The sequence below is a fragment of the Bacillus sp. XT-2 genome (assembly GCF_025696525.1).
Lineage (GTDB): Bacteria > Bacillota > Bacilli > Bacillales > Bacillaceae > Bacillus > Bacillus halotolerans.
Map to the genome: position 1 here is coordinate 21,955 of NZ_JAHVOC010000011.1, position 23,502 is coordinate 45,456.

Here is a 23,502-nt window from a genome sequence, read left to right on the forward strand (position 1 = left end):
CTAAATAGAAGGAGGCACACACAATGGAACTGTTAAAACGAGAAGGCTTGTCATTAACTGAGGAAAAAGCGCTGTGGATGTACCAAAAGATGCTGGAAATCAGGGGCTTTGAGGACAAAGTGCATGAACTGTTCGCAGAGGGAGTGCTTCCCGGATTCGTCCATTTGTATGCCGGTGAAGAAGCTGTAGCTGTAGGCGTGTGCGCTCACTTAGATGATGGCGACAGCATTACAAGCACACATAGAGGGCATGGCCATTGTATTGCCAAGGGCTGTGACCTGAACGGCATGATGGCGGAAATTTTCGGGAAAGCGACAGGGCTTTGTAAAGGCAAAGGCGGGTCGATGCACATTGCCGATCTCAATAAAGGTATGTTAGGGGCAAATGGAATCGTCGGGGGCGGATTTACGCTCGCATGCGGGTCAGCGCTCACGGCTAAATATAAACAGACCAATAATGTAAGCGTTTGCTTTTTTGGAGACGGAGCAAATAATCAAGGAACCTTCCATGAAGGCCTCAACTTAGCGGCTGTATGGAATCTTCCAGTTGTGTTTATCGCTGAAAACAACGGCTACGGCGAAGCCACGCCATTTGAGTACGCGTCAGCCTGTGATTCAATCGCTGATCGGGCAGCTGCCTATAACATGCCGGGAGTAACCGTGGACGGAAAAGATATTTTAGCAGTTTATCAGGCAGCAGAGGAAGCGATTGAACGAGCAAGAAACGGCGGAGGCCCATCCTTGATTGAATGCATGACTTACCGAAACTACGGCCATTTCGAAGGAGATGCCCAAACCTATAAAACAAAGGATGAAAGAGCTGAGCACCTTGAAGAAAAGGATGCCATACAAGGTTTTAAAAACTATCTGTTAAAAGAGGCGGATGAAAAAAAACTGGCAGATATTGAACAAAGCGTCAAAGAATCGATTGAAAAAGCAGTCTCCTTCAGCGAAGACAGCCCATATCCGAAAGAATCAGAGCTGCTGGCAGATGTATATGTCTCATATGAAAAAGGAGGAATGTAAGATGGCAAGAGTCATAAGCATGTCAGACGCGATCAACGAGGCGATGAAACTTGCGATGAGAAGGGACGAAAATGTGCTGTTGATCGGTGAGGATGTAGCCGGAGGAGCGGCAGTCGATCATTTGCAGGACGATGAAGCATGGGGCGGCGTATTAGGCGTCACAAAAGGGCTCGTTCAGGAATTTGGACGGAGCAGAGTGCTGGATACGCCTATTTCTGAAGCGGGCTATATGGGCGCCGCTATGGCTGCGGCATCAACAGGGCTGAGACCGATTGCGGAGCTGATGTTTAACGATTTCATCGGCACGTGCTTTGACCAGGTCATCAACCAAGGGGCAAAATTCCGCTATATGTTCGGCGGAAAAGCGCAAGTGCCGATTACCGTCCGCACCACATACGGAGCGGGTTTCCGGGCTGCGGCACAGCACTCCCAGACGCTGTACGGCCTTTTCACAAGCATTCCGGGGCTGAAGACGGTTGTTCCGTCGAATCCGTATGACGCCAAAGGTCTGCTGCTTGCGGCGATCGAAGACAACGATCCGGTGTTCTTTTTTGAAGACAAAACGTCCTACAACATGAAAGGCGAAGTGCCGGAAGAGTATTATACAATTCCGCTCGGAAAAGCGGACATCAAACGCGAGGGCAGCGACATTACGCTGTTTGCGATCGGCAAGCAGGTCAATACCGCACTCGAAGCGGCAGCACAATTATCAGAAAAAGGCATTGAAGCCGAGGTGCTTGATCCGCGCAGTCTGTCTCCTCTGGATGAGGAAGCGATTTTCACATCGCTAGAAAAAACAAACCGGCTGATCATCATTGACGAAGCCAATCCGCGATGCAGCATAGCCACAGATATAGCCGCGATTGTGGCCGACAAAGGCTTTGATCTGCTAGATGCGCCGATTAAGCGGATTACAGCGCCGCACACACCTGTGCCGTTTTCGCCAGTGCTTGAAGACCAATATTTGCCGACACCAGATAAAATCGTCAGCGTCACGCTTGAATTGCTTGGCGAGCCGGCAGTGAATTAAAGGGGGGGACACATATGGCGGTCAAAGTAGTGATGCCAAAGTTGGGAATGGCCATGAAACAAGGAGAAGTATCGATTTGGAACAAAAAAGTGGGAGATCCGGTTGAAAAGGGAGAAAGCATCGCCAGCATTCAGTCGGAGAAAATTGAAATGGAAATCGAAGCGCCTGAAAAGGGCACGCTGATTGATATTAAGGTGAAAGAAGGGGAAGAGGTTCCGCCCGGTACAGCCATCTGCTATATCGGGAACGCCAATGAATCGGTGCAGGAAGAGGCGAAAGAGCCTGCTGCAGAAGATAGTGAGCCGCCAGCTGTCCAGCCTTCAAAACAAGAAAACAAACCCGCAGCCGGTAAAAAAGAACGAATCAAAATATCTCCAGTCGCCAGGAAAATCGCGGAAAAAGCGGGATTAGACGTGAAACAGCTGAAAGGCACAGGACCAGGCGGACGAATCGTGAAGGATGATGTCACAAAGGCGCTTTCTGAACAAAAAAGAGAACAGGCTGAGCCAGTTTCTGATCAAAAGGCGCAGGAAACGCCGGTTACAGGCATGAGAAAAGTGATCGCGTCCAGAATGCAGGAAAGCTTGGCAAACAGCGCACAGCTGACGATTACAATGAAGGCTGATATCACTAAGCTGGCAGCTCTTCAAAAACAGCTTTCGCCGACAGCAGAGGAACGGCACGGCACGAAATTAACGATGACTCATTTTGTCTCAAGAGCTGCGGTGCTCGCTCTCCAATCACATCCTATGCTGAACAGCTTCTACAAAAATGAGCGCATTATCACACTTCCTCATGTTCATCTTGGAATGGCTGTTGCTCTTGAAAAAGGGTTGGTTGTGCCTGTCATTCGTCATGCTGAAAAACTGCCGCTGATTGAGCTGGCCAAAACCATTTCAGAAAACGCCAAAAAAGCACGCGAGGGACGTGCGGGGAGCGAAGAATTGCAAGGCTCGACCTTCTCAATCACAAACCTTGGCGCATCCGGCGTGGAGCATTTTACGCCGATATTAAATCCGCCCGAAACAGGCATTCTCGGCATCGGAGCAAGCTATGACACGCCGGTTTTTCAAGGGGAGGAGATTGTCAGAGGTACGATACTGCCGCTCAGCCTGACGTTTGATCATAGAACCTGTGACGGCGCTCCGGCAGCTGAATTTCTGAAGACGATCAAAACTTATTTGGAGGAACCGGCAGCGTTAATTTTATAGAAAAGCAGGTGAAAGAACATGACATTAGCCATTATCGGAGGGGGACCAGCGGGCTATGCGGCAGCAGTCTCAGCGGCACAGCAGGGAAAAAAGGTGTTGCTCATTGACAAAGGCTCACTTGGAGGAACCTGTCTGAATGAAGGCTGCATTCCGACGAAGTCTTTGTTAGAAAGCGCAAATGTGCTCGATAAAATCAAACATGCCGGGCGCTTCGGCATTGAACTTCCGCCCGGTGCAATATCGGTTGATTGGGACAAAATGCAGAGCCGAAAACAGCAGGTTGTCAGCCAGCTTGTCCAAGGCGTACAGTACTTAATGAAAAAAAATCAAATACAAGTCGTGAAGGGAGAGGCCTCCTTTCTTTCTGACAAGAAGCTCTTGATCGAAGGGGAGAACGGCAAAGAAATCAGAGAGGCTGAACAAATATTGATTGCTTCCGGGTCAGAGCCAATCCAGCTGCCCTTTGCCCCGTTTGACGGCAAATGGGTGATCGACAGCAAAGATGCACTCGGCCTTTCTGAAATTCCCGGTTCGCTTGTGATTGTCGGCGGCGGTGTGATCGGCTGCGAGTATGCCGGATTGTTCGCCAGACTTGGATCGAAGGTGACGATCATTGAAACGGCCGGCCAGCTGATCCCGGCAGAGGACGAGGATATCGCCCGTCTCTTTCAGGAAAAGCTTGAGGAAGACGGAGTTGAAGTTCACACTTCTTCCCGGTTAGAGCGTGTTGATCAAGCAGCCAAAACGGCGATATGGAAAAGCGGACAGCGTGAGTTTAAGACGAAGGCCGATTATGTGCTGGTGGCGATCGGCAGAAAACCTCATCTGGATGGATTACAGCTTGACCAGGCGGGAATTGATTTTTCCCAAAAAGGTATTCCCGTAAATGAGCAGATGCAGACCAATGTGCCTCATATCTACGCATGCGGGGACGCGATCGGTGGCATTCAGCTGGCCCATGCTGCTTTCCATGAAGGAATCATCGCCGCTTCACACGCTTCAGGACGCGACATCAAAATGAACGAAAAAAACGTGCCTCGATGTATTTACACATCGCCGGAAATCGCATGTATCGGATTGACTGAAAAACAGGCAAGACACGTTTACGGAGAAGTACAGATTGGTGAATTTCCTTTTGCCGCAAACGGGAAGGCGCTCATCAAACACCAAGCGGAAGGAAAGGTCAAGATCGTGGCGGAACCGGAGTTCGGCGAAATCGTCGGAGTCTCAATGATCGGACCGGATGTGACCGAGCTTATCGGCCAGGCGGCTGCCATCATGAACGGAGAAATGACGGCGGATATGGCAGAGCATTTTATCGCGGCTCATCCGACACTGTCGGAAACGCTGCACGAAGCATTGTTAAGCACAATTGGGCTTGCGGTGCATGCATAAAAAGAAAAGCTGGCGAATGCGCCGGCTTTTTTGTGTTGAAAGCGCTTTATTTTTCCCCTACAATAGATGAAAACGGCGTGTAAGGGAGGAACGATCAAGGAATGAATTCGATCCCGAACGATTTGCAAACCTGGAAACGTTTTGTGAAAGACGGCGTGCTGGACGAAGCCCGAATAAGAAAAAGGATAGCCGAGTCCTGGCACCGCTGCAGAAAGGCTGAGGTTAACCCCTATTTAGAAAAAGGCCCGAAGGTTTTGCAGCAAACGGAACTGGATCAGCAGTCAAACAAGCATTCATTCTTTCTGTCGACCGCAATGCCTTACCTGGAAAAACTGCTGCCCGCAATAAAAGAAATGGAAATGATGGCGCTATTAATTGATGCGGACGGCATGGTGCTGGCGCTTGACGGCCATCGCCGCGCGCTGCATGAAGCCAAACGCATTAACTTTGTCGAAGGAGCGTGCTGGACAGAAACGGCGGTTGGCACCAATGCAATTGGCACGGCGCTTCACATTAGCGAGCCGGTTGTCATTCAAGGATCAGAGCATTATTCTGTCGCCTCCCATCACTGGAATTGCTCAGCAGCACCGATTCATTATGAGGACGGCAGTCTTGCGGGGGTGATTGATATCTCTTGCCCGGCAGCGCACGCACAGCCAAATATGCTCGGCATTTCCGCGGCCATCGCCTTTGCCGCGGAAAGGGAATTGGCAGCCAAAAGCAGGGAGAAAGAGCTTGAACTGCTCAGCCGCTTTGCCGATAGGGCAGCGTCCCGTGTGCCGATCGTGCTTTGCAATGCCAAACAGCACATCATCGGCGCAAGCCTGCCGATACGAACGTCAGTACCGGATTGGCAAGGCCGTCATCTTTATGAGTTGAAGGAAAGGGGTTTTACGATCGAAAAAGCGGTCACCATGGGGGACAGCGGCACTTGTTTTTATTTATCAGAACAAAAGAAAAAGCCGGCCTTTCGATTCAATGGAGTCCTCGGACAAAGCAGGCAATCGCAAGTGATGCTCAAAAGCCTCGAACGAGCGGCCGCGGCTGATGCGACAGTTTGTCTGTCGGGCGAAACCGGCACGGGCAAGGAAGTCGCGGCCCGCGCGCTTCATGAAAACAGCGACCGTAAGCACGGCCCGTTTGTAGCCGTGAATTGCGGAGCGATTCCGGCGGATTTAATCGAAAGCGAGCTGTTCGGCTATGCAGAAGGCGCTTTTACAGGAGCAAAACGAGATGGCTACAAAGGCGCCTTCCAAAAAGCGCATCATGGCACCTTATTTCTAGATGAAATCGGAGAAATTTCCCACTCGATGCAGGTGGCGCTTTTACGGGTGCTTCAGGAACGCAAGATTACGCCGGTCGGCGGGACAAAAGAAATTCCGGTTGATATCAGAGTGATTGCTGCCACACATTGTGATTTGCGTGAACTCGCAGAAAGCGGAAAAATCAGAGAGGACCTGTTTTACCGCCTTCATGTCTACCCGATTCAGCTTCCTCCGCTGCGGAACCGTCTCGAAGATATAGAGGCCCTCTTTGCGTACTACACACAGAAAAATGGATGGCCGGGAGAGCTTCCGCCTGCCTTTTTGGACGTACTGAAGCAATGGAAGTGGCCGGGGAATATCCGCGAGCTGTTTAATGTCTTTGAACGTCTTTCCATCAGGTTTCCGGACGGACGGCTGAGTGACGAGCCGCTTTCCTTATTGCTCGAAGCGTCGGGCTTGCCGATCGGCCCCGTAAAAGAAAAGGGGGCTGAAACAAAGGCGCTTACTCTCCGTGAGCAAATTCAAAAAGATATCCTCATCAATGCGCTTGAAACGGCAAAAGGAAACGTCTCCCAAGCCGCGAAAATCAGCGGCATTCCGCGCAGCACTTTCTATAAACGATTGAAAAAATTTAACATGACCGCTGGATCATAAAGCATACTTCTTTCAAGAAATGGAAACGTTATGGGTGAAGGAGGATGTTGAGATGAATATACAGAGAGCGAAAGAAATCGTGGAATCACCGGATATGAAGAAAGTAACTTATAACGGAGTTCCGATTTACATTCAGCATGTGAATGAAGAAACCGGAACAGCAAGAATTTATCCGCTGGATGAACCGCAGCAGGAGCATGAAGTGCTGCTGAACAACTTAAAAGAGAATTAAACAAAATGGCCCGCTTTCATAAGCAGGCCATTTTGTTATGCTCGCGGCGCGAATAAGATCACACAAACGCCTATCAGACAAATCAGTGCGCCGATCCAGTCATACAGATCAGGAGTTTTCCGATCGACAAGCCACCCCCAAAAGACAGCTAGTACGATGAACACTCCTCCATAAGCGGCGTATACACGGCCGAAGGAAGGGAAGGATTGAAACGTCGGGAGAATGCCGTACACAATCAATATCAGCGCCCCGGCTGCCCCGTATCCGACGGGCTTCGCTTCTCTCAGCCACAGCCAAATCAAATAGCCTCCGCCAATTTCAGCAAGTCCCGCCGCGAGAAATAAAAGAATGGTCATCAGCATCACGCGCACCCCTCAAACTTCAATTACATTTCATTATAAAGGAGAGAGAGGCGTTAAAGCTTTGGATTCTCTTCAAATTCCTTTATATACACACTGCGCTGAATCTCCGTAAACTGGCTGATCCAATTGTTTTTCGCCTCTTCCGTCATATGGGGCAGCATATAACGTTCAACCGCTTCAAAAATAATGGATTAGCTATGATGTTCCAAGTCGGAATACGAACGATCTTGCCGTCATTCTTCTCAATATAATATCCTCAAAGAAAATCCCTTTCAAACTGTATTGATGGCGTCCCATATAAATGCGCTTGATTTCAGTAAAAGGCACGCTGCGTTTTTTTGTGAAGATTTCCCCGTCAGGCCCTTGTTTAATACGAAAAATAACATGTCCTCGGCTTGTGAACGCCGGTAAAACCATAGAAAATGTGATCAAGCCATAGACAATTGCCATCAATCCGCCGCCCAAATAAAGCAGAGAGTACTTGGATTCGAACGTAATGGCTTCTGACACCAGCCACACGCCTGCAATCACGGCGCCGCCTGTTGCGAGAAACAGCCAGATTCTGAAAAACATTCTGCTTTTGACTTCGATATCATGTGATTCCAATGTGCTGCTCCTAAAGCTTCGGATGATTCTCAAATTCCTTTAAATACACATTGCGCTGAATCTCTGTAAACTGACCGATCCAATTCGTTTTCGCTTCATCATTCATATGTGGGACAATATAACGTTCAACCGCTTCAAAAAACAAAGGGTTTGGAATGATGTTCCAAGTCGGAATGCGAATTGTCTTGTGGTTAGTTGTTTGAATTATGACATCTTCCTGGAAAATCCCTTTTAAGCGGTATTTATTGCGATTCATTTCAATTTTCTTGATATCGGCAAATTTTACAGCCGCTTTGTCAGTGAATATCTCACCATCTTTTCCGGTTTTAATACGGAAGATGATATTTCCCCTAGAGGTAAAGGCAGGAAAAAAGATGATAAATAAATATAAACAAAACAAGGTGAATAGAAAACCTGCTGGAATGGCTAGGAGATAATATTTCGTTTGAAAGGTAATCCCCATATAAAACAGCCATAAACAAGCAAGCCCCATACCGGCAGATCCGACAAAAGCCCATATTCTCAGGAACATTCTGCTTTTGACTTCGACTACTTGATTTTCCAATGCTCTTCTCCTTTTATCAATTCAGATTCTCGTTCGGTTTTGAAATGATTTGATTTACAACATCCTTATGAGCAGCCATGACAGTAAATTCATTCTGGGTGATACCCGTTACAAGCCAAGTATGGCGGGTGCCGGGCAAGATAAAAGCCATGTCATCCACTTCCGGTGCGTTATCTTTATCGTAAGACAGGCGCATCAGCGTATCCATCTTTCCTTTACGTAATGACAAATCATTTATAAACCGGGTAATGTCCTCCTGGTAGTCGTGCTTTCCAAGGAATTCCTTCAGGTATGAGGGAGTCTCGGAAGCACCTTCCAGAAGTGCTTCAAATTCTTTTGATGTCAAAGTCAGGATAAATTCACTTTTATCCTCGGTATCTATTATATTTAAAAACTCAGCTGTTTTTGTAAGTAATCCGTCGCTTGATTCCATTTTTTTTATACTATGTACTTGCTCATCAAAAAGAAGCTCATGGGAGTAGGTGCCGAATTTTGAAACATGGCAGGAAACATTCCGTTCGCTGCCTTGCTCGTCAAACTTGGAAAGCTTCACTGTATAGTCCGCGTCATTTAATACGTGGATAAACGGGCAATACTCGTCCTTTAATCTGTATTGATGATTCCGATATTCAGCAGCATCCTTCGCCAAAAGCGAACGGCAGGCCGCTTCAAATAAAAATCCGAGCTGCTCATCTTCTACTTCAGGAAAATAGGCTTGCTTCAGTGACATGCCCTGTTCAAAAAAGCCTTCGCTGTAAAAACAAAATATGAGCTCTTCTAAGCTGATCGTAAACTGATTCATGATTTATTCTCCTATCCGAATGAAAGTTTGCCTTTAAGGAAATGAGTTGCGCCGTGTATGAGCGAGTCCGCCGTTTTCTTTGCTTTGGCCATTCCTTTATGAATTGTTTTATTAGCCGCATCTATGCCGTCATTCACCGTTTTTACGACTTTGCCGGCCGCTTCCAGCCCCTTTTTGGCAGTATTTACAACAGCATGAATCGGTTCTTTCAGCTTTAAGGCTGCCTTTTCGGCGAAACCTGCCGTAAATTTGGCAATTTGTTCTCCTACCACTCCGCCAACATAAGAGCCAGCTGCGCCAAGGAGGACAGTACCAACAGGGCCAGCAAAACTTCCGATCGCCCCGCCTATTACAGCGCCTGCCGTTGCGCCGCCAGCGACAAAAATAGTGTTATTCACTGCATTGCCAACAGCTTTTGCATTTTCCCGTTTGAGCACTTCGGGTTTGTCTTCGTATTTCGCGTAATTTTCTGCGATCTTTAAGCCTGCTCCAAACGTTTCTGTCGCTCCGGTTATCAGTGTCGCTGTAATGGCATTTCCTTTTGCGAATTTCAAGCCTGTTTTTCCGACATCCTTCAATGTTGAGCGTACGCCGGCTTCATTAACAAATCCTCTTGTATAGCTCCTTACGCTGTTTGAAAAATCCACCGTGTCCTGCGGAAAGTATTTTGTAAACTTTTTATGTACCAAATCAGAAAATGGCCGGTTTGTCTTTTTAAACAGATATTTTGGGTTCAAAAGCACTCTGGCTGCTTTTTGATAACGGGAGCTGTCTACTGCTCTGGAAATGTCCAATAGAAGCTTTGAATGCCGTGCAGTATGTAAGCCGCTTGGCTGTTTCACAAACTTTGTAAGCCCTAATCCGTAGTATTTTCCCTGGGTCAGCATCAGGGCGGTTAAGCTTGTCATCGTTCCGTATTTGTCGTAAGCGTTATAAAGCTTTCGTAAAATATTGTCTTGCTCAACAAATTTGTCGCTCGTTTTTCTGATGAATATCTCATTGTCACTCAGCTTGCTGACGAGTGCTTTTCCTGAGCTCCAAGCATCCCCAACACCCGAAAAACAGCTGCTGTAGCGGGGATCGCATTGTAAAATCAGCTGTCCCAGCTCCATATGCAAATCCTTATATTTGTTTTCCATATCAGTTAATTCTGTGACCACATCATTCGCCAGCTGTTCAAGCTTATCCGGATCAACTGCAATGTTTCCTGACACGCTATTCACCTCTCGAGTTTATGTCTTTCCTCTCTTGCTTTTCTTTCTAATTCTTCCATTCTGGCAATCTCAGCTTTTCGTTCTTCTATTTTTACGGCAGCTGCCTTAAGTTCCTGGCTTGTTTCAAGCAGCTCCTGTTCGAACTGATCGTAGGCGGCTTTTGTTTCCTCGAAATCCTGGTCGAATGTGTCTCTTGCTTTTCCCTGCCACGCATCGCCCAATGCAGATAACCGGGAGTCAAGGAGCATTTTTGAGCTTCTGACCTCTTCTGCGGCTGCACTGTACTGATTTGCAAGCTCGATGACTTTATGTGAGTCCAACTTTTGTCCCCTGCCTTTCCTAAATTAACGCACAAATGGATGTTTTATATAAATGATTATAAATAATTCGGCATGTATCCGAATCGTACAAAAGAACCTTTTCATAAGAATTGGAAGGGCGTATATTCACTCAAATTTCACAGATGATGAGACTTTGAGATTACAAAAAAGGTAAAAAAATCAAATTGTTGAACTGATAGATAAGTGAGAAATTTCCCGCTCGATGGGAAAAAAAACTAAAACTGATCAAATGACCTAAGTGCGCCAAAAGTATTACGAGACAAGCTGTCACATGATATAAATAAAATGTAAACGTTATCAAGGAGGTCGTCATATGAAGAAAAAATCATTCTCAATCGTAATAGCGGGCGGAGGGAGCACATTTACTCCCGGGATTGTTCTGATGCTCTTAGACCATTTGGATGAGTTTCCGATCAGAAAGCTGAAGCTGTATGACAATGATAAGGAAAGACAGGAGCGGATCGCGGGGGCCTGTGACGTTTTTATCAGAGAAAAAGCACCCGAAATTGAATTTACAGCGACGACTGACCCGGAAGAAGCTTTTACAGACGTTGATTTTGTCATGGCACACATCAGGGTAGGGAAATACGCGATGCGTGCGCTTGATGAGCAAATTCCGCTGAAGTACGGAGTTGTGGGCCAGGAGACGTGCGGACCGGGCGGTATCGCATACGGTATGCGTTCAATTGGCGGCGTGCTTGAAATATTAGATTACATGGAAACATACTCGCCAGATGCGTGGATGCTGAATTACTCCAACCCGGCGGCGATTGTGGCGGAAGCAACGAGACGCCTCAGACCGAACTCGAAAATCCTCAACATTTGTGATATGCCGGTCGGTATCGAAGACCGTATGGCGCAAATTCTCGGCCTGTCCTCAAGAAAAGAAATGAAGGTCCGGTATTATGGATTAAATCATTTCGGCTGGTGGACATCCATTCAGGATCAAGAGGGCAATAATTTAATGCCGAAGCTGAAGGAACATGTGTCTCAGTACGGGTATATTCCGAACGCAGAGTCCGAGGCGGTGGAGGCGAGCTGGAATGACACGTTCGCAAAAGCGCGTGACGTGCAGGCCGCCGATCCGGACACATTGCCGAATACGTATTTACAATATTATCTGTTCCCGGATGACATGGTGAAAAAATCAAATCCGAACCATACGCGGGCAAACGAAGTCATGGAAGGGCGCGAAGCCTTTATTTTCAGCCAATGCGACATGATTGCACGCGAGCAGTCCTCTAAAAACAGCGAAATCAAAATAGACGATCACGCGTCATATATCGTCGATCTTGCCCGCGCCATTGCCTACAATACAGGTGAAAGAATGCTTTTAATCGTTGAAAATAACGGCGCAATCGCAAACTTTGACCCGACAGCGATGGTAGAGGTGCCGTGTATCGTCGGCTCAAACGGGCCTGAACCGATCACAGTCGGAAACATTCCGCAGTTCCAAAAAGGACTGATGGAACAGCAGGTATCAGTTGAAAAATTGACAGTTGAGGCGTGGACGGAAAAATCCTTCCAAAAGCTATGGCAGGCGCTCATTCTCTCAAAAACAGTGCCGAACGCCCGTGTGGCAAGGCTTATTCTCGAAGATTTATTGGAGGCCAACAAAGATTTCTGGCCTGAGCTTGATCAAAGCCCGAGCCGTATCTCATAACTGAAAAATCCCCCATTTTCGAAATCTATATTGTATATAATAGAAAGAAAATGGGGGGATCTGATATGCAGCTCGAAGAACTGATTAATCAGCATTACAGTAAATTAAATGACAATGATTTTCATATTTTGAAATATATATTGAATCACAAGAACACGTGCTATCGTCTTGGAATCGATGCCCTTGCGAAAGCATGCAGCGTATCGCGTTCCTCGATTTTGCGTCTTGCCCAAAAGCTCGGTTTCAGCGGCTACAGTGAATTTCGCGTTTTTTTGAAGTGGGAAGATCAGCCGGAAGAAGGCGAGAGTATGAGTTTTCAAAAGCTGCTGGATGATATTGAAGCAAATTTGAAATTTATAAGGACAAAGGACATGACGGACATGTGCCAGCTGATTGATGAAGCGGACCGCATTTTCGTGTACGGGTCCGGAACGGCGCAAAAGATATGCGCCCATGATTTGCAAAGAATGTTTATCCCTCTCAATAAGTATCTGATTTTAATTGAGGGCAGAAATGAATTTGACCAGATGCAGGATGATTTTAAGGTGAATGACCTGTTTATCATCATTTCGCTGTCCGGAGAAACGCCTGAGCTGATTCCGCAGGCAAGAATGCTTTCCGCAAAGGGAGTTCCCTTTATTTCCATTACGAATTTGAAAAACAATGTCCTCGCCCAGCTCACACCGCATAATCTTTATGCGACAAGCAAGCCCGTGACATTGAGTGATAAAAAAGAAATTGTCGCTTTTGCGCCGTTTTTTCTCGTTGGCGAAGCATTGTTCCGCGCATATGTTGATTACAAAGAAGCTGAAAAAAACGACATTGAGTAGCAGGGGGTTTTGGTATGATGCAAAAAGTCCAGCGCTTTGGAAGCGCGATGTTTGTGCCTGTATTATTATTTGCGTTCGCCGGCATTATCGTGGGTGTCAGCACGCTTTTCAAAAACGAAACCCTGATGGGGCCGCTCGCTGATCCTGACGGGTTTTGGTATCAGTGCTGGTATATCATTGAGCAAGGCGGCTGGACGGTATTTAATCAAATGCCGCTTTTATTCGCCATCGGCATTCCAGTCGCTTTGGCGAAAAAAGCTCAGGCGCGCGCTTGTTTGGAAGCGCTTACGGTTTATTTAACGTTTAATTATTTTGTCAGCTCGATCCTGACAGTCTGGGGAGGCGCCTTTGGCGTTGATATGAATCAAGAGGTTGGCGGAACGAGCGGATTAACGATGATTGCCGGCATTAAAACGCTTGATACCAACATTATTGGGGCAATCTTTATTTCTTCCATTGTCGTATTTTTGCATAACCGCTATTTTGATAAAAAACTGCCTGATTTTCTCGGCATCTTTCAAGGCTCCACGTATATCGTCATGATTTCCTTCTTCATTATGATTCCGGTCGCTCTGGCCGTGTCTTTTATCTGGCCGATGGTCCAAACGGGAATCGGGTCGCTTCAAAGCTTTCTTGTCGCTTCCGGGGCGGTGGGCGTTTGGATTTACACATTTTTGGAACGGATTTTGATTCCGACCGGTCTTCATCATTTTATTTACACGCCGTTCATCTACGGCCCGGCTGTGGCGGAAGGCGGGATCGTCACGTATTGGGCGCAGCACCTTGGTGAATATTCACAAAGCGCCAAACCGCTGAAGGAGCTGTTCCCGCAAGGCGGATTCGCGCTTCACGGCAATTCAAAAATCTTCGGCATTCCGGGGATTGCGCTCGCGTTTTATGTCACAGCCAAAAAGGAAAAGAAAAAACTCGTTGCCGGCCTGCTGATTCCTGTCACACTCACGGCGATCGTCGCCGGCATCACAGAGCCGATTGAGTTTACTTTCTTATTCATCTCTCCTTTCCTATTTGCGGTTCACGCCGTACTCGCCGCGACAATGTCGACGGTCATGTATATGGCCGGTGTTGTCGGAAACATGGGGGGCGGGTTAATTGAGGCGGTTACCCTGAACTGGATTCCGCTCTTTGGCAGCCACGGTATGACGTATGTGTATCAAATTCTGATTGGACTCTCATTTACTGCAATTTATTTTTTCGTCTTCCGATTTCTGATCCTCAAATTCAATATTGCCACACCGGGACGGGAAATTGACGATCAGCAGGAAACAAAGCTGTATTCGAAACAAGAATACAGAGAAAGAAAAAACAAAAAGGATGAAACAGCCTCCGCTGCAGAAACGGCAGATGAAACCGCTGCATTGTACATCGAAGCGTTAGGCGGAAAAGACAACATCACCGAGGTCACAAACTGCGCCACCCGCCTCAGAGTCAGCGTCAAGGATGAAAAAAAGGTCGAACCCGACAGCGTCTTCCGCGCGCTTGGAGCTCACGGCGTCGTCAGAAACGGAAAAGCGTTTCAGGTGATTATCGGATTGAGTGTGCCGCAGATGCGGGAGCGTGTGGAAAAACTATTAAATCAATAAAGCAGACCCTCCTTTTTGGGAGGGTTTTCGTTTGCCGTCAAAAAGACCATCATAGTAAAGTAAAGAAAGAGACAATCGAGTATAAGGGATTTGGAGGCTTTTACATGTCAAAGGCTTTATCATATTTAAAACCATACTCACTTCTGGTGGGAATTGCGCTGATTCTCATGCTGACGGAACTCGCGGTTGAACTGGTACAGCCTCTATTGATCGCAAAAATCATCGACGATGGGATTTTGAAGCAAGACATGCGGCACGTTTGGATATGGGGTGCGGTCATGATCGGTCTGACCATTTTATCATTTGCGGCGGGGATGCTGAATTCCTTTTACGCTGCCCATGTCAGCCAAAGCTTTTCCTACGATACGAGAAAAGGGCTTTTTCAAAAAATCCAGTCCTTCTCTTATTCAACATTTGGACAGTTTTCGTCCTCATCCTATATGACAAGGCTGACAAACGATGTAACACAGGTGCAAAACCTGATTTTTATGAGCCTGAGGTTTATGCTGCGTGCGCCGTTAATGATTTTGGGCGGCATTGCGCTGTCACTCGCCGTTAATGTGAAGCTCGGCTTTTTTCTTCTTGTGACGATTCCGATCCTGATTTTGTTTTTGCTTTGGGTACTGAAAAAGGGCGGGGCGCTGTTCCGGTCTGTGCAGAAGCGGCTGGATCAGGTGAATACGATCATGCAGGAGAATTTAACTGCGATCAAGCTGATTAAAGCGCTGCTGCGCGGAAGCCATGAGGTCAAGAGATTTATCAAAGCAAACACGATGCTGATGGAAAAAACGGTCTCGGCATTTCAGCTTGTAGAATTTACGATGCCTGTGCTGATGCTGCTGATGAACCTCTGTATTCTTTTTATTTTATGGGCGGGAGCTCACAGCATCACAAGCGGAGGTTCTCAGGTCGGCGATGTCGTTGCGGTTATTAACTATGCGACACGAATTACGGGTGCGCTTTCTATGTTCCCGTTTTTGATTATGATTTTCACCCGGGCAAAAGCCTCAGGCGACAGAATCGGCGAGGTGCTTGAAACAGAAGGTGACGAGCAGGAGGAAGGATTACTCTCATCTCGCTTGTCAGGCCGAATTGACTTTCAGGATGTGTCCTTCCGATATCCGGATATGGACAGAGAAGCGCTGCGCAATGTCTCATTTTCCGCAAAGCCGAAAGAAACGATCGCGATTCTCGGGGCGACAGGATCAGGGAAATCGACGCTTTTTCAGCTCATTCCGCGGCTTTATAAGCCGGATTCGGGCAGCATTTACATAGATGAAAAGCCTATTGATGACTTTCCGGCGGAGGGCCTTCGCAAGCAAATCGGATTTGTGCCCCAGGAAGTGCTCTTGTTCTCAGGCACGATCAAAGAAAATATTGCTTGGGGCAAAGAAAATGCTTCACTTGATGAAATAATGGAAGCGGCCAAACATGCGCAAATCCATGAAACGACCATGAAGCTTCCGAAGGGATATGATACCGTCCTGGGACAAAGAGGCGTCAATTTGTCCGGCGGTCAAAAGCAGCGGATTTCTATTGCAAGGGCACTGATCAGAAAACCCTCCATCCTTCTTTTGGATGACAGCACAAGCGCGCTTGACCTGCAAACGGAAGCGAATCTGCTTGAGGCCATCAGCACATATGAGTGCACAACCTTAATCATTACACAAAAAATAACAACGGCCATGAAAGCTGATGAAATCTTGCTGCTCGAGGATGGAGAGCTGATAGAAAAAGGCACACACAGCCAGCTGCTTTCCGACTCACATTTATATAAGCGCATTTACGAGTCACAATTCGGAAGGGAGGGGAGCGAGTCGTGCTGAAAGACATCCGCCAGCCTTTCCAATATCCCAAAATCCCAATCGATAAAAAAGAGCGCGCCAAAAAAAGGGCGAAAGCAAAGGATACAAAAGGCACCTTGAGACGAATCTGGTCTTACCTGGCAGAACGAAAAGGGCTGCTTATACTCGTTATGCTGATGGTCGTAATCAGCGCGATATTCGGGCTCCTCGGCCCCTTTGTGATCGGAAAGGCCATCGACCATTTCATCGTCGGCCAGACGGTCAGCGGGCTTATTCCCGTTCTGCTCATTCTGCTTGGCATATATCTCATTCAATCTTTATCACTCTGGTTTCAAAACTACTGGATGATCACGATTTCGCAAGGCACAGTTTTTAGAATGCGAAGCGAGCTGTTCACCCATCTGCATGAGCTGCCGATCCCGTTTTTTGATAAACAGCGGCATGGCGAGCTGATGAGCCGGGTGACCAATGACATCGAAAATGTCAGCTCCACTTTAAATACGTCGGTGATTCAAATTCTGTCGAGCGTCATCACTTTCGTCGGAACGATTGCCGTCATGCTGTATATGAGTCCGCTGCTGACGGTGATCACGCTGACGATCATTCCGGTAATGGCGGTGAGTCTGAAATGGATTACAAACCGTACGGGAAAACTGTTTAAAGAACAGCAAAAAAATCTTGGCGAGCTGAACGGATATATTGAAGAAAGCATTTCAGGCGCAAAGGTCATCAAAGCGTATTCACGGGAAGACCAGATTACAGCTGAATTTCTGGAAAAAAACGCCGCACTCAAGACTTCAGGCTTCTGGGCACAGACGATTTCCGGCTTTATCCCGAAAGTGATGAACTCTTTAAACAATTTAAGCTTTACGATCATTGCTGCAATCGGCGGACTGTTTGCGCTGAAAGGCTGGATATCCATCGGCACCATCGTTGTCTTTGCCGAGTACTCAAGACAGTTTACGCGTCCATTAAATGATCTGGCCAATCAGTTTAATACGATGCTGTCCGCTATTGCCGGCGCTGAACGGGTGTTTGACGTGCTGGATGAAAAAGAGGAGCGTGAGGATGAAAAGAGTGCCCTGCATCAGCCGATACAAACAGGCGGCATTGAATTCCGAAATGTTTCCTTCGGCTACGAGGAAAACAATCAGACACTGAAACACCTCCAATTCACAGTGCCGGCCGGGCAGTCAATCGCCTTTGTCGGCCCGACGGGAGCGGGTAAAACCACTGTTACCAATCTGCTTGCCCGTTTTTATGAGCCCAATGAGGGGAGCATTTTAATTGACGGGATTGATATTAAAAAGCTGACAAGGGCGAGCCTGAGAAAAAATATGGGGTTTGTGCTTCAGGATTCGTTCTTGTTCCAAGGCACGATCAGAGAAAATATCCGCTACGGCAGGCTCGATGCCTCCGATCAGGAAGTCGAGGCCGCAGCAAAAACAGCGAATGCCCACAGCTTTATTGAGCGGATGCCAAAAGGATATGATACAGTGCTGACGCAAAACGGCTCGGGCATCAGTCAAGGACAGAAACAATTGATCTCCATAGCAAGAGCCGTGCTGGCCGATCCGGTTCTGCTCATCTTGGATGAAGCGACAAGCAACATTGATACCGTAACAGAAGTGAAAATCCAAGAAGCGCTTGCCCGTTTAATGGAGGGGAGAACGAGCGTTATCATTGCCCACAGGCTGAATACCATTCAAAGAGCGGATCAGATTGTCGTATTAAAAGACGGCGAAATGATTGAAAAAGGCAGCCATGATGAGCTGGTACGCCAAAAAGGATTTTACAGTGACTTATACGAAAGCCAATTTCAGAAATAAAGAAAAAGACCTTTGTCCTGCACAAAGGTCTTTTTTGTTACAGATTTATAGTACTTTTATTTCAATTTCGTAAAATGTAACAAAATTACTTGACGTAAACAAGTTATGTATATATACTAGCTTACATTAAGTAAGTGATAACATTTATCAAGGAGGATAAAAATGAATAAATCATTTGAAATTGGCACATTACTTTTAAGAGTCATCACAGGTATTATCTTTTTTGTTCACGGTTTATCAAAGTTTCAGGCAATGGAGGGCACCATCCAATTTTTCGGCAGCATAGGCCTTCCAAGCTTTATGGCGTATGTCATCGCAGCGATTGAACTCGTTGGCGGAGTGCTCGTCTTTTTCGGATTGGCTACACGTATTGTAGGTGTTCTGTTTGCTCTCACATTGATCGGAGCCATTATTACAGTGAAGCTGAAAGCGCCATTCATGGGCAATGCAGAATTTGATTACCTTCTGCTTTTGACATCCATTCACCTGGCGCTTACTGGAAGCAGATTCCTGGCACTGGACCCATTTGTGTTTAAAGCAAAAAAGAACGAAAACGTATCAGCATAAGAAAAGAGGCATACAGCATGACCAGCATTCATGAGGATACAACCATTGGCTATGTCAAACTCACAATCCGCAGTCTGGAGCGTTCCCTTCAGTTCTACTGCAACGTGATCGGCTTTCAAGTCTTGAATAAGACGGACCGCCAAGCTGAATTAACGGCTGACGGAAAACGCCCCCTGCTTATTCTTGAAGAAAATCCAAGCGCTGTCGTCTTGCCTGAACGCACGGTAACGGGCCTGTATCACTTTGCGATTCTGCTTCCCAACAGAAAGGAACTTGGTATCGCGCTCGCCCGCTTGATTGAAAACGGGATTGCCCTCGGACAGGGGGACCACGCTGTCAGCGAGGCGCTCTATCTCTCAGATCCTGACGGAAACGGAATTGAAATGTACGCTGACCGCCCCCGCAGCACTTGGCAGCGGGATCGTGAAGGAAACTACGTCATGACAACAACTGCTGTCGACATCGAGGGCCTTTTGGAAGAGGCCGGAGAAGAGCGGAAAACAACACTTCCAAACGGTACGGTCATCGGGCACATTCATCTGCATGTCAGCGATCTGAAAGAAGCAAAAGCGTTTTACACAGATGTGCTGGGCTTTGACATTGTCGGAGACTATGCGGGCATGTCTGCTCTCTTCGTTTCAGCCGGAGGCTACCATCATCATATCGGCTTAAATATTTGGGCGGGAAGAAACGCGCCGCCTAAACCGACAAATGCGAGCGGACTAGACTATTACACGGTTGTCCTGCCTCATCAAGAGGAACTGGATCGAGTGGCAGACCGAGTCAAACGTGCCAGATATTCGATCGAAGAAACGGAAAACAGCTTCCGGGTGAAAGATCCTGTTTCCAGCGCCCATATTAGATTTGTGATTTGACTGTAATCCCTTTGCCGAAAAAACGGCAGGGGGATTTTTTATTTTTGTCCGCCTTGTTATGATGGGAGAACCAACTTGTTAGGAGGCGTTTACATGGAACTCAACCACCTTGTGACGGGCAAAATAGCATTAAATCAATATGTGCATCGCTTAGAGCAAAAGGATGTTTCATTTTACGTCCACTATTGGGGAGCGATGACGAACCACTATAACACACTGCTTCATAAGCATTCCTTTTATGAAATTTGTTACGTCGTAAGAGGTGAAGGATATTACCTTGAAGGCGATCGTACATATCCGCTTCGTGAACAGACGATTTTTTTGTCAAAGCCGGCGCATTTGCACCAAATCAAAAGTGAAACAGGGCTGTTCCTTTTTTACGTCGCTTTCGAGCTGAGCGAGGATCAGTCAAGCACCGAATGGATTAAAGTGATGGAAGAAGTGAAACAAAGCCCCTTTATCACAATGCAATTGAAAGATGGCGAACCGCCGGGCCTGCTTTGGAAAACGTTAATGCTGCAAGCAGCGCAGCCTGTCAATGCTTTTGACAAAGAGATCCTATCTCATTTGTCGCATGCATTGATCCTGTCATTAATCCAAATCTTTCTCCCGTCCGCCCATCGCCCGAAACAAAAGCAGCCCATTCACACATCTTCTGCTTTGCTGACAGAGGTGAAACTGCACATAAAAGACAATCTGTCACAACCGTTAAAGCTGACGGATGTCGCCAGCCACTTTCATATCTCAGGGAGGCACTTATCACGTTTATTTGCAGCAGAACTGGGCGTCAGCTACTCAGAATTTGTCCAAAATGAAAAAATAAACAAAGCTGCCGAGCTGCTGAAATCAACGAATCTATCGATTAAAGAAGTAGCGGAAGAAATCGGTTTCTCAGTACATTATTTCACTCGCATATTTTCCGCCAAAATCGGCAGCTCACCAGGGCTTTTCCGCTCCCTTTATAAAGATTCAAAAATGACCGCATTTCAAATCAATAAACCTTTTCAAAAAATCGAACAGGCCAAGCCGCACGAATAAGATGTCCTGAAATGACAAAACAATGTCTTAATATGATAAAGACGCGAGAAATCTCGTTGTCTTATAATCTCTTTAGAAAGCGGTTACAACAATGAATGTTCTGAAGGAGGGATGCATTGGCTTATGCTTGGTGTCGGGTGCTCTGCCATTCTTGAAAGAAGGGGAAGAAAGCCGTGAGTACAAAAAAGAAAGAGGCTGTAAAAGCAAAAGAAAGCTTAGCTCATAAAGGGCTTTTACGAACGATTACATTGGTATCTACATTCGGCGGCCTGTTGTTCGGTTATGATACGGGTGTCATTAATGGGGCACTTCCTTTTATGGCAACTGCAGGTCAACTCAATCTTACACCTGTTACAGAAGGACTGGTTGCGAGTTCCCTGCTTCTCGGGGCAGCCTTCGGGGCGATGTTTGGAGGACGTCTGTCCGATCGGCACGGCCGCCGAAAAACGATCCTTTATTTAGCCTTACTTTTCATCGCAGCCACACTTGGCTGTACCTTTTCACCAAACGCGTCCGTGATGATTGCTTTTCGTTTTCTGCTCGGACTGGCGGTTGGCTGCGCTTCTGTAACGGTTCCAACCTTTTTAGCGGAAATTTCGCCGGCAGAACGCAGGGGACGAATCGTGACACAAAATGAACTGATGATCGTAATTGGCCAGCTGCTGGCATACACCTTTAACGCCATTATCGGCAGCACAATGGGGGAGAGCGCAAATGTATGGCGGTATATGCTGGTCATCGCGACACTTCCGGCTGTTGTGTTATGGTTCGGAATGCTCATCGTGCCTGAAAGCCCGCGTTGGCTGGCGGCTAAAGGCAGAATGGGTGACGCTCTGCGGGTGCTTCGGCAAATCCGTGAAGACAGCCGGGCACAGCAGGAAATAAAAGAAATCAAACATGCGATTGAGGGCACAGCAAAAAAGACCGGCTTTCATGGTTTTCAAGAGCCGTGGATCAGACGCATTCTATTCATTGGGATCGGAATCGCCATCGTACAGCAAATTACCGGTGTCAATTCGATCATGTACTATGGGACAGAAATTCTGAGAGAAGCCGGTTTTCAAACAGAAGCTGCATTAATCGGCAATATTGCAAACGGTGTTATTTCAGTTATCGCGGTCATTTTTGGGATATGGCTTCTCGGCAAAGTCCGCCGCCGGCCCATGCTGATCATCGGACAGATTGGCACGATGACAGCCCTTCTGCTGATCGGGATTTTATCCATTGTCCTTGAAGGAACACCCGCCCTGCCGTATGTTGTGCTGAGTTTGACCGTTTTGTTTCTTGCGTTTCAGCAGGCTGCCATTTCTACAGTGACGTGGCTGATGCTCTCGGAAATCTTTCCTATGCATGTGCGGGGGCTTGGCATGGGGATCAGCACCTTCTGCTTGTGGACAGCTAACTTTCTCATTGGATTCACCTTTCCCATTTTGCTCAATCATATTGGGATGTCGGCGACATTTTTTATCTTTGTCGCTATGAATATCCTAGCGATTCTATTTGTGAAAAAATATGTGCCTGAGACAAAAGGGCGGTCACTTGAACAGCTTGAGCATTCCTTTCGCCAGTATGGCCGCCGCGCTGATCAGGAAATCCAAAATCAAACAACTCACTTATTGTAATCTGCAGATACCAGGAGGAATCTATCAATGAAACTATCTTATGTAACAGACAGCTTAGGACATTTGCCTTTTGAAGAAATGCTCGATTTTGCCGCGGAGCTTGGCATTGATACGCTTGAAATGACAACCGGAGGCTGGTCGCCTGCGCCTCACTTGAATCTTGATGAACTGCTGCAAAGCAGCCACAAAAGAGAAGAATTTTCAGCAGCGCTGGAAAAGCGGAATATGGCACTTTGCGCTTTAAACTGCTCGGGGAATCCTTTGGATCCAGGCGAACTGGGCAAATTGCACAGAGAAGTAACGGACAAAACGATGGAGCTGGCTGGATTATTAGGCGTCAAAAAAGTGATCATGATGAGCGGCCTGCCAGCCGGCGGCCCGGACGACAAAGTGCCGAACTGGATCACATACACAGTGAGCTGGCCTCCCGTTTTAAAAGATATCCTCAACTATCAATGGGAAGATGTTGCGATTCCTTATTGGAAGGAGCTTGTCCAAAAAGCGGAAGCCTGCGGTGTTGAAAAAATCGCGCTTGAAAATTTCAGCTCTCAATTAGTCTATAATCCTGAGACTCTTTTTCGACTCAGAAATGCAGTCGGCCCGATGGTCGGTTTGAATCTTGATCCGAGCCATTTATTATGGATGGGCGCAGACCCGATCATCGCAGCAAGGGAGCTCGGAGAAGCCATTCACCATGTTCATGGAAAAGATGTCAGAATTGAAAGACATTTAGCTGCGGTTAACGGGCTGTTAGAAACAAAAGAAGTGACAGATCCTGCAAACCGGGCATGGAATTATGTAGCTGTCGGCTGCGGACGGGATTTACAGTGGTGGAAGGAATTTTTTTCAGTCGTAAAAATGATGGGGTATGACGGTGAGGTTTCCTTAGAAATGGAGGACTTAACGATGTCACCGGAGGCGGGCATCCGCACATCGATAGAAGCTTTAAAACAAACCATCAGCCAATAGG

The 23,502-nt window shown here is 47.1% G+C and carries 21 protein-coding genes and 1 pseudogene; 16 read left to right on the plus strand and 6 right to left on the minus strand.

The genetic code is table 11. From position 1 onward, the window contains the following. The first annotated feature begins 23 nt into the window (after positions 1 to 23). The 6 genes from acoA (at position 24) to KXD37_RS22000 (ending at position 6,812) form a co-directional block, all read left to right on the plus strand. Positions 24 to 1,025, plus strand: a complete 1,002-nt coding sequence (gene acoA / locus KXD37_RS21975; RefSeq protein ID WP_106021617.1) for an acetoin:2,6-dichlorophenolindophenol oxidoreductase subunit alpha — start codon at positions 24 to 26, stop codon at positions 1,023 to 1,025. Position 1,026: 1 nt separating this feature from the next. After that, positions 1,027 to 2,055 (plus strand): acetoin:2,6-dichlorophenolindophenol oxidoreductase subunit beta, encoded by a 1,029-nt coding sequence (gene acoB, locus KXD37_RS21980; RefSeq protein ID WP_095714613.1) that lies wholly within the window; start codon positions 1,027 to 1,029, stop codon positions 2,053 to 2,055. 14 nt (positions 2,056 to 2,069) lie between these two features. Then, a complete protein-coding gene (locus KXD37_RS21985) occupies positions 2,070 to 3,266 on the plus strand; it encodes a dihydrolipoamide acetyltransferase family protein (RefSeq protein WP_106021615.1) in 1,197 nt (398 codons plus the stop codon). Between the two features lie 18 nt (positions 3,267 to 3,284). Beyond that, the gene (gene lpdA, locus KXD37_RS21990; protein ID WP_127695666.1) at positions 3,285 to 4,661 is read left to right on the plus strand and encodes a dihydrolipoyl dehydrogenase; all 1,377 of its coding nucleotides are present in this window, start codon (positions 3,285 to 3,287) and stop codon (positions 4,659 to 4,661) included. A gap of 101 nt (positions 4,662 to 4,762) precedes the next feature. Next, entirely contained in the window at positions 4,763 to 6,580 is a 1,818-nt protein-coding gene (locus KXD37_RS21995) for a sigma-54-dependent Fis family transcriptional regulator (protein ID WP_263463737.1), read from the plus strand. A gap of 52 nt (positions 6,581 to 6,632) precedes the next feature. Then, positions 6,633 to 6,812, plus strand: coding sequence for a small acid-soluble spore protein H (locus KXD37_RS22000; protein ID WP_106021612.1), 180 nt, complete (start codon positions 6,633 to 6,635; stop codon positions 6,810 to 6,812). Between the two features lie 35 nt (positions 6,813 to 6,847). Here the strand turns inward: KXD37_RS22000 and KXD37_RS22005 are convergent, their stop codons facing one another. The 6 genes and pseudogenes from KXD37_RS22005 to KXD37_RS22030 form a co-directional block, all read right to left on the minus strand. Further along, positions 6,848 to 7,177, minus strand: coding sequence for a YnfA family protein (locus tag KXD37_RS22005; RefSeq protein WP_081638253.1), 330 nt, complete (start codon positions 7,175 to 7,177; stop codon positions 6,848 to 6,850). A 50-nt stretch (positions 7,178 to 7,227) separates the two neighbouring features. Next, positions 7,228 to 7,747, minus strand: a pseudogene (locus tag KXD37_RS22010) (YfjD family protein). Between the two features lie 43 nt (positions 7,748 to 7,790). After that, positions 7,791 to 8,345: a YfjD family protein gene (locus tag KXD37_RS22015; RefSeq protein WP_106021611.1), complete on the minus strand. Its 555-nt coding sequence runs from the start codon at positions 8,343 to 8,345 to the stop codon at positions 7,791 to 7,793. A gap of 16 nt (positions 8,346 to 8,361) precedes the next feature. Beyond that, on the minus strand, positions 8,362 to 9,147 hold the full coding sequence (locus KXD37_RS22020) for a hypothetical protein (RefSeq protein WP_106021610.1): 786 nt from the start codon (positions 9,145 to 9,147) through the stop codon (positions 8,362 to 8,364). 11 nt (positions 9,148 to 9,158) lie between these two features. Beyond that, positions 9,159 to 10,361, minus strand: a complete 1,203-nt coding sequence (locus tag KXD37_RS22025) for a hypothetical protein (RefSeq protein ID WP_101863596.1) — start codon at positions 10,359 to 10,361, stop codon at positions 9,159 to 9,161. 5 nt (positions 10,362 to 10,366) lie between these two features. Continuing rightward, the gene (locus KXD37_RS22030) at positions 10,367 to 10,681 is read right to left on the minus strand and encodes a WXG100 family type VII secretion target (RefSeq protein ID WP_024120614.1); all 315 of its coding nucleotides are present in this window, start codon (positions 10,679 to 10,681) and stop codon (positions 10,367 to 10,369) included. Between the two features lie 334 nt (positions 10,682 to 11,015). On the opposite strand from KXD37_RS22030, the gene glvA reads away from it, so the two are divergent. The 10 genes from glvA (at position 11,016) to KXD37_RS22080 (ending at position 23,501) form a co-directional block, all read left to right on the plus strand. Next, on the plus strand, positions 11,016 to 12,365 hold the full coding sequence (gene glvA, locus KXD37_RS22035; RefSeq protein WP_106021609.1) for a maltose-6'-phosphate glucosidase: 1,350 nt from the start codon (positions 11,016 to 11,018) through the stop codon (positions 12,363 to 12,365). A gap of 65 nt (positions 12,366 to 12,430) precedes the next feature. Next, positions 12,431 to 13,195, plus strand: coding sequence for a MurR/RpiR family transcriptional regulator (locus KXD37_RS22040; RefSeq protein WP_024120616.1), 765 nt, complete (start codon positions 12,431 to 12,433; stop codon positions 13,193 to 13,195). A 14-nt stretch (positions 13,196 to 13,209) separates the two neighbouring features. Further along, positions 13,210 to 14,796 (plus strand): PTS maltose transporter subunit IIBC, encoded by a 1,587-nt coding sequence (gene malP / locus KXD37_RS22045; protein ID WP_024120617.1) that lies wholly within the window; start codon positions 13,210 to 13,212, stop codon positions 14,794 to 14,796. 104 nt (positions 14,797 to 14,900) lie between these two features. Continuing rightward, positions 14,901 to 16,622, plus strand: a complete 1,722-nt coding sequence (locus KXD37_RS22050; RefSeq protein WP_106021608.1) for an ABC transporter ATP-binding protein — start codon at positions 14,901 to 14,903, stop codon at positions 16,620 to 16,622. Continuing rightward, complete coding sequence (locus KXD37_RS22055; RefSeq protein ID WP_106021607.1) at positions 16,616 to 18,430, plus strand: ABC transporter ATP-binding protein; 1,815 nt, start codon at positions 16,616 to 16,618, stop codon at positions 18,428 to 18,430. The genes KXD37_RS22050 and KXD37_RS22055 overlap by 7 nt, the downstream gene beginning before the upstream one ends. Positions 18,431 to 18,592: 162 nt before the next feature. Further along, positions 18,593 to 18,997 (plus strand): DoxX family oxidoreductase CatD, encoded by a 405-nt coding sequence (gene catD, locus KXD37_RS22060; protein WP_024120620.1) that lies wholly within the window; start codon positions 18,593 to 18,595, stop codon positions 18,995 to 18,997. A 17-nt stretch (positions 18,998 to 19,014) separates the two neighbouring features. Further along, positions 19,015 to 19,872: a VOC family protein gene (locus tag KXD37_RS22065; protein ID WP_106021606.1), complete on the plus strand. Its 858-nt coding sequence runs from the start codon at positions 19,015 to 19,017 to the stop codon at positions 19,870 to 19,872. Between the two features lie 93 nt (positions 19,873 to 19,965). Continuing rightward, positions 19,966 to 20,910 carry an AraC family transcriptional regulator gene (locus tag KXD37_RS22070; protein WP_127695664.1) on the plus strand — a complete coding sequence of 315 codons (945 nt, stop codon included), beginning with the start codon at positions 19,966 to 19,968 and terminating at the stop codon, positions 20,908 to 20,910. A 173-nt stretch (positions 20,911 to 21,083) separates the two neighbouring features. After that, the gene (locus KXD37_RS22075; RefSeq protein WP_254518122.1) at positions 21,084 to 22,532 is read left to right on the plus strand and encodes a sugar porter family MFS transporter; all 1,449 of its coding nucleotides are present in this window, start codon (positions 21,084 to 21,086) and stop codon (positions 22,530 to 22,532) included. Between the two features lie 27 nt (positions 22,533 to 22,559). Next, entirely contained in the window at positions 22,560 to 23,501 is a 942-nt protein-coding gene (locus KXD37_RS22080; protein WP_106022395.1) for a sugar phosphate isomerase/epimerase family protein, read from the plus strand. Position 23,502: the final 1 nt, after the last annotated feature.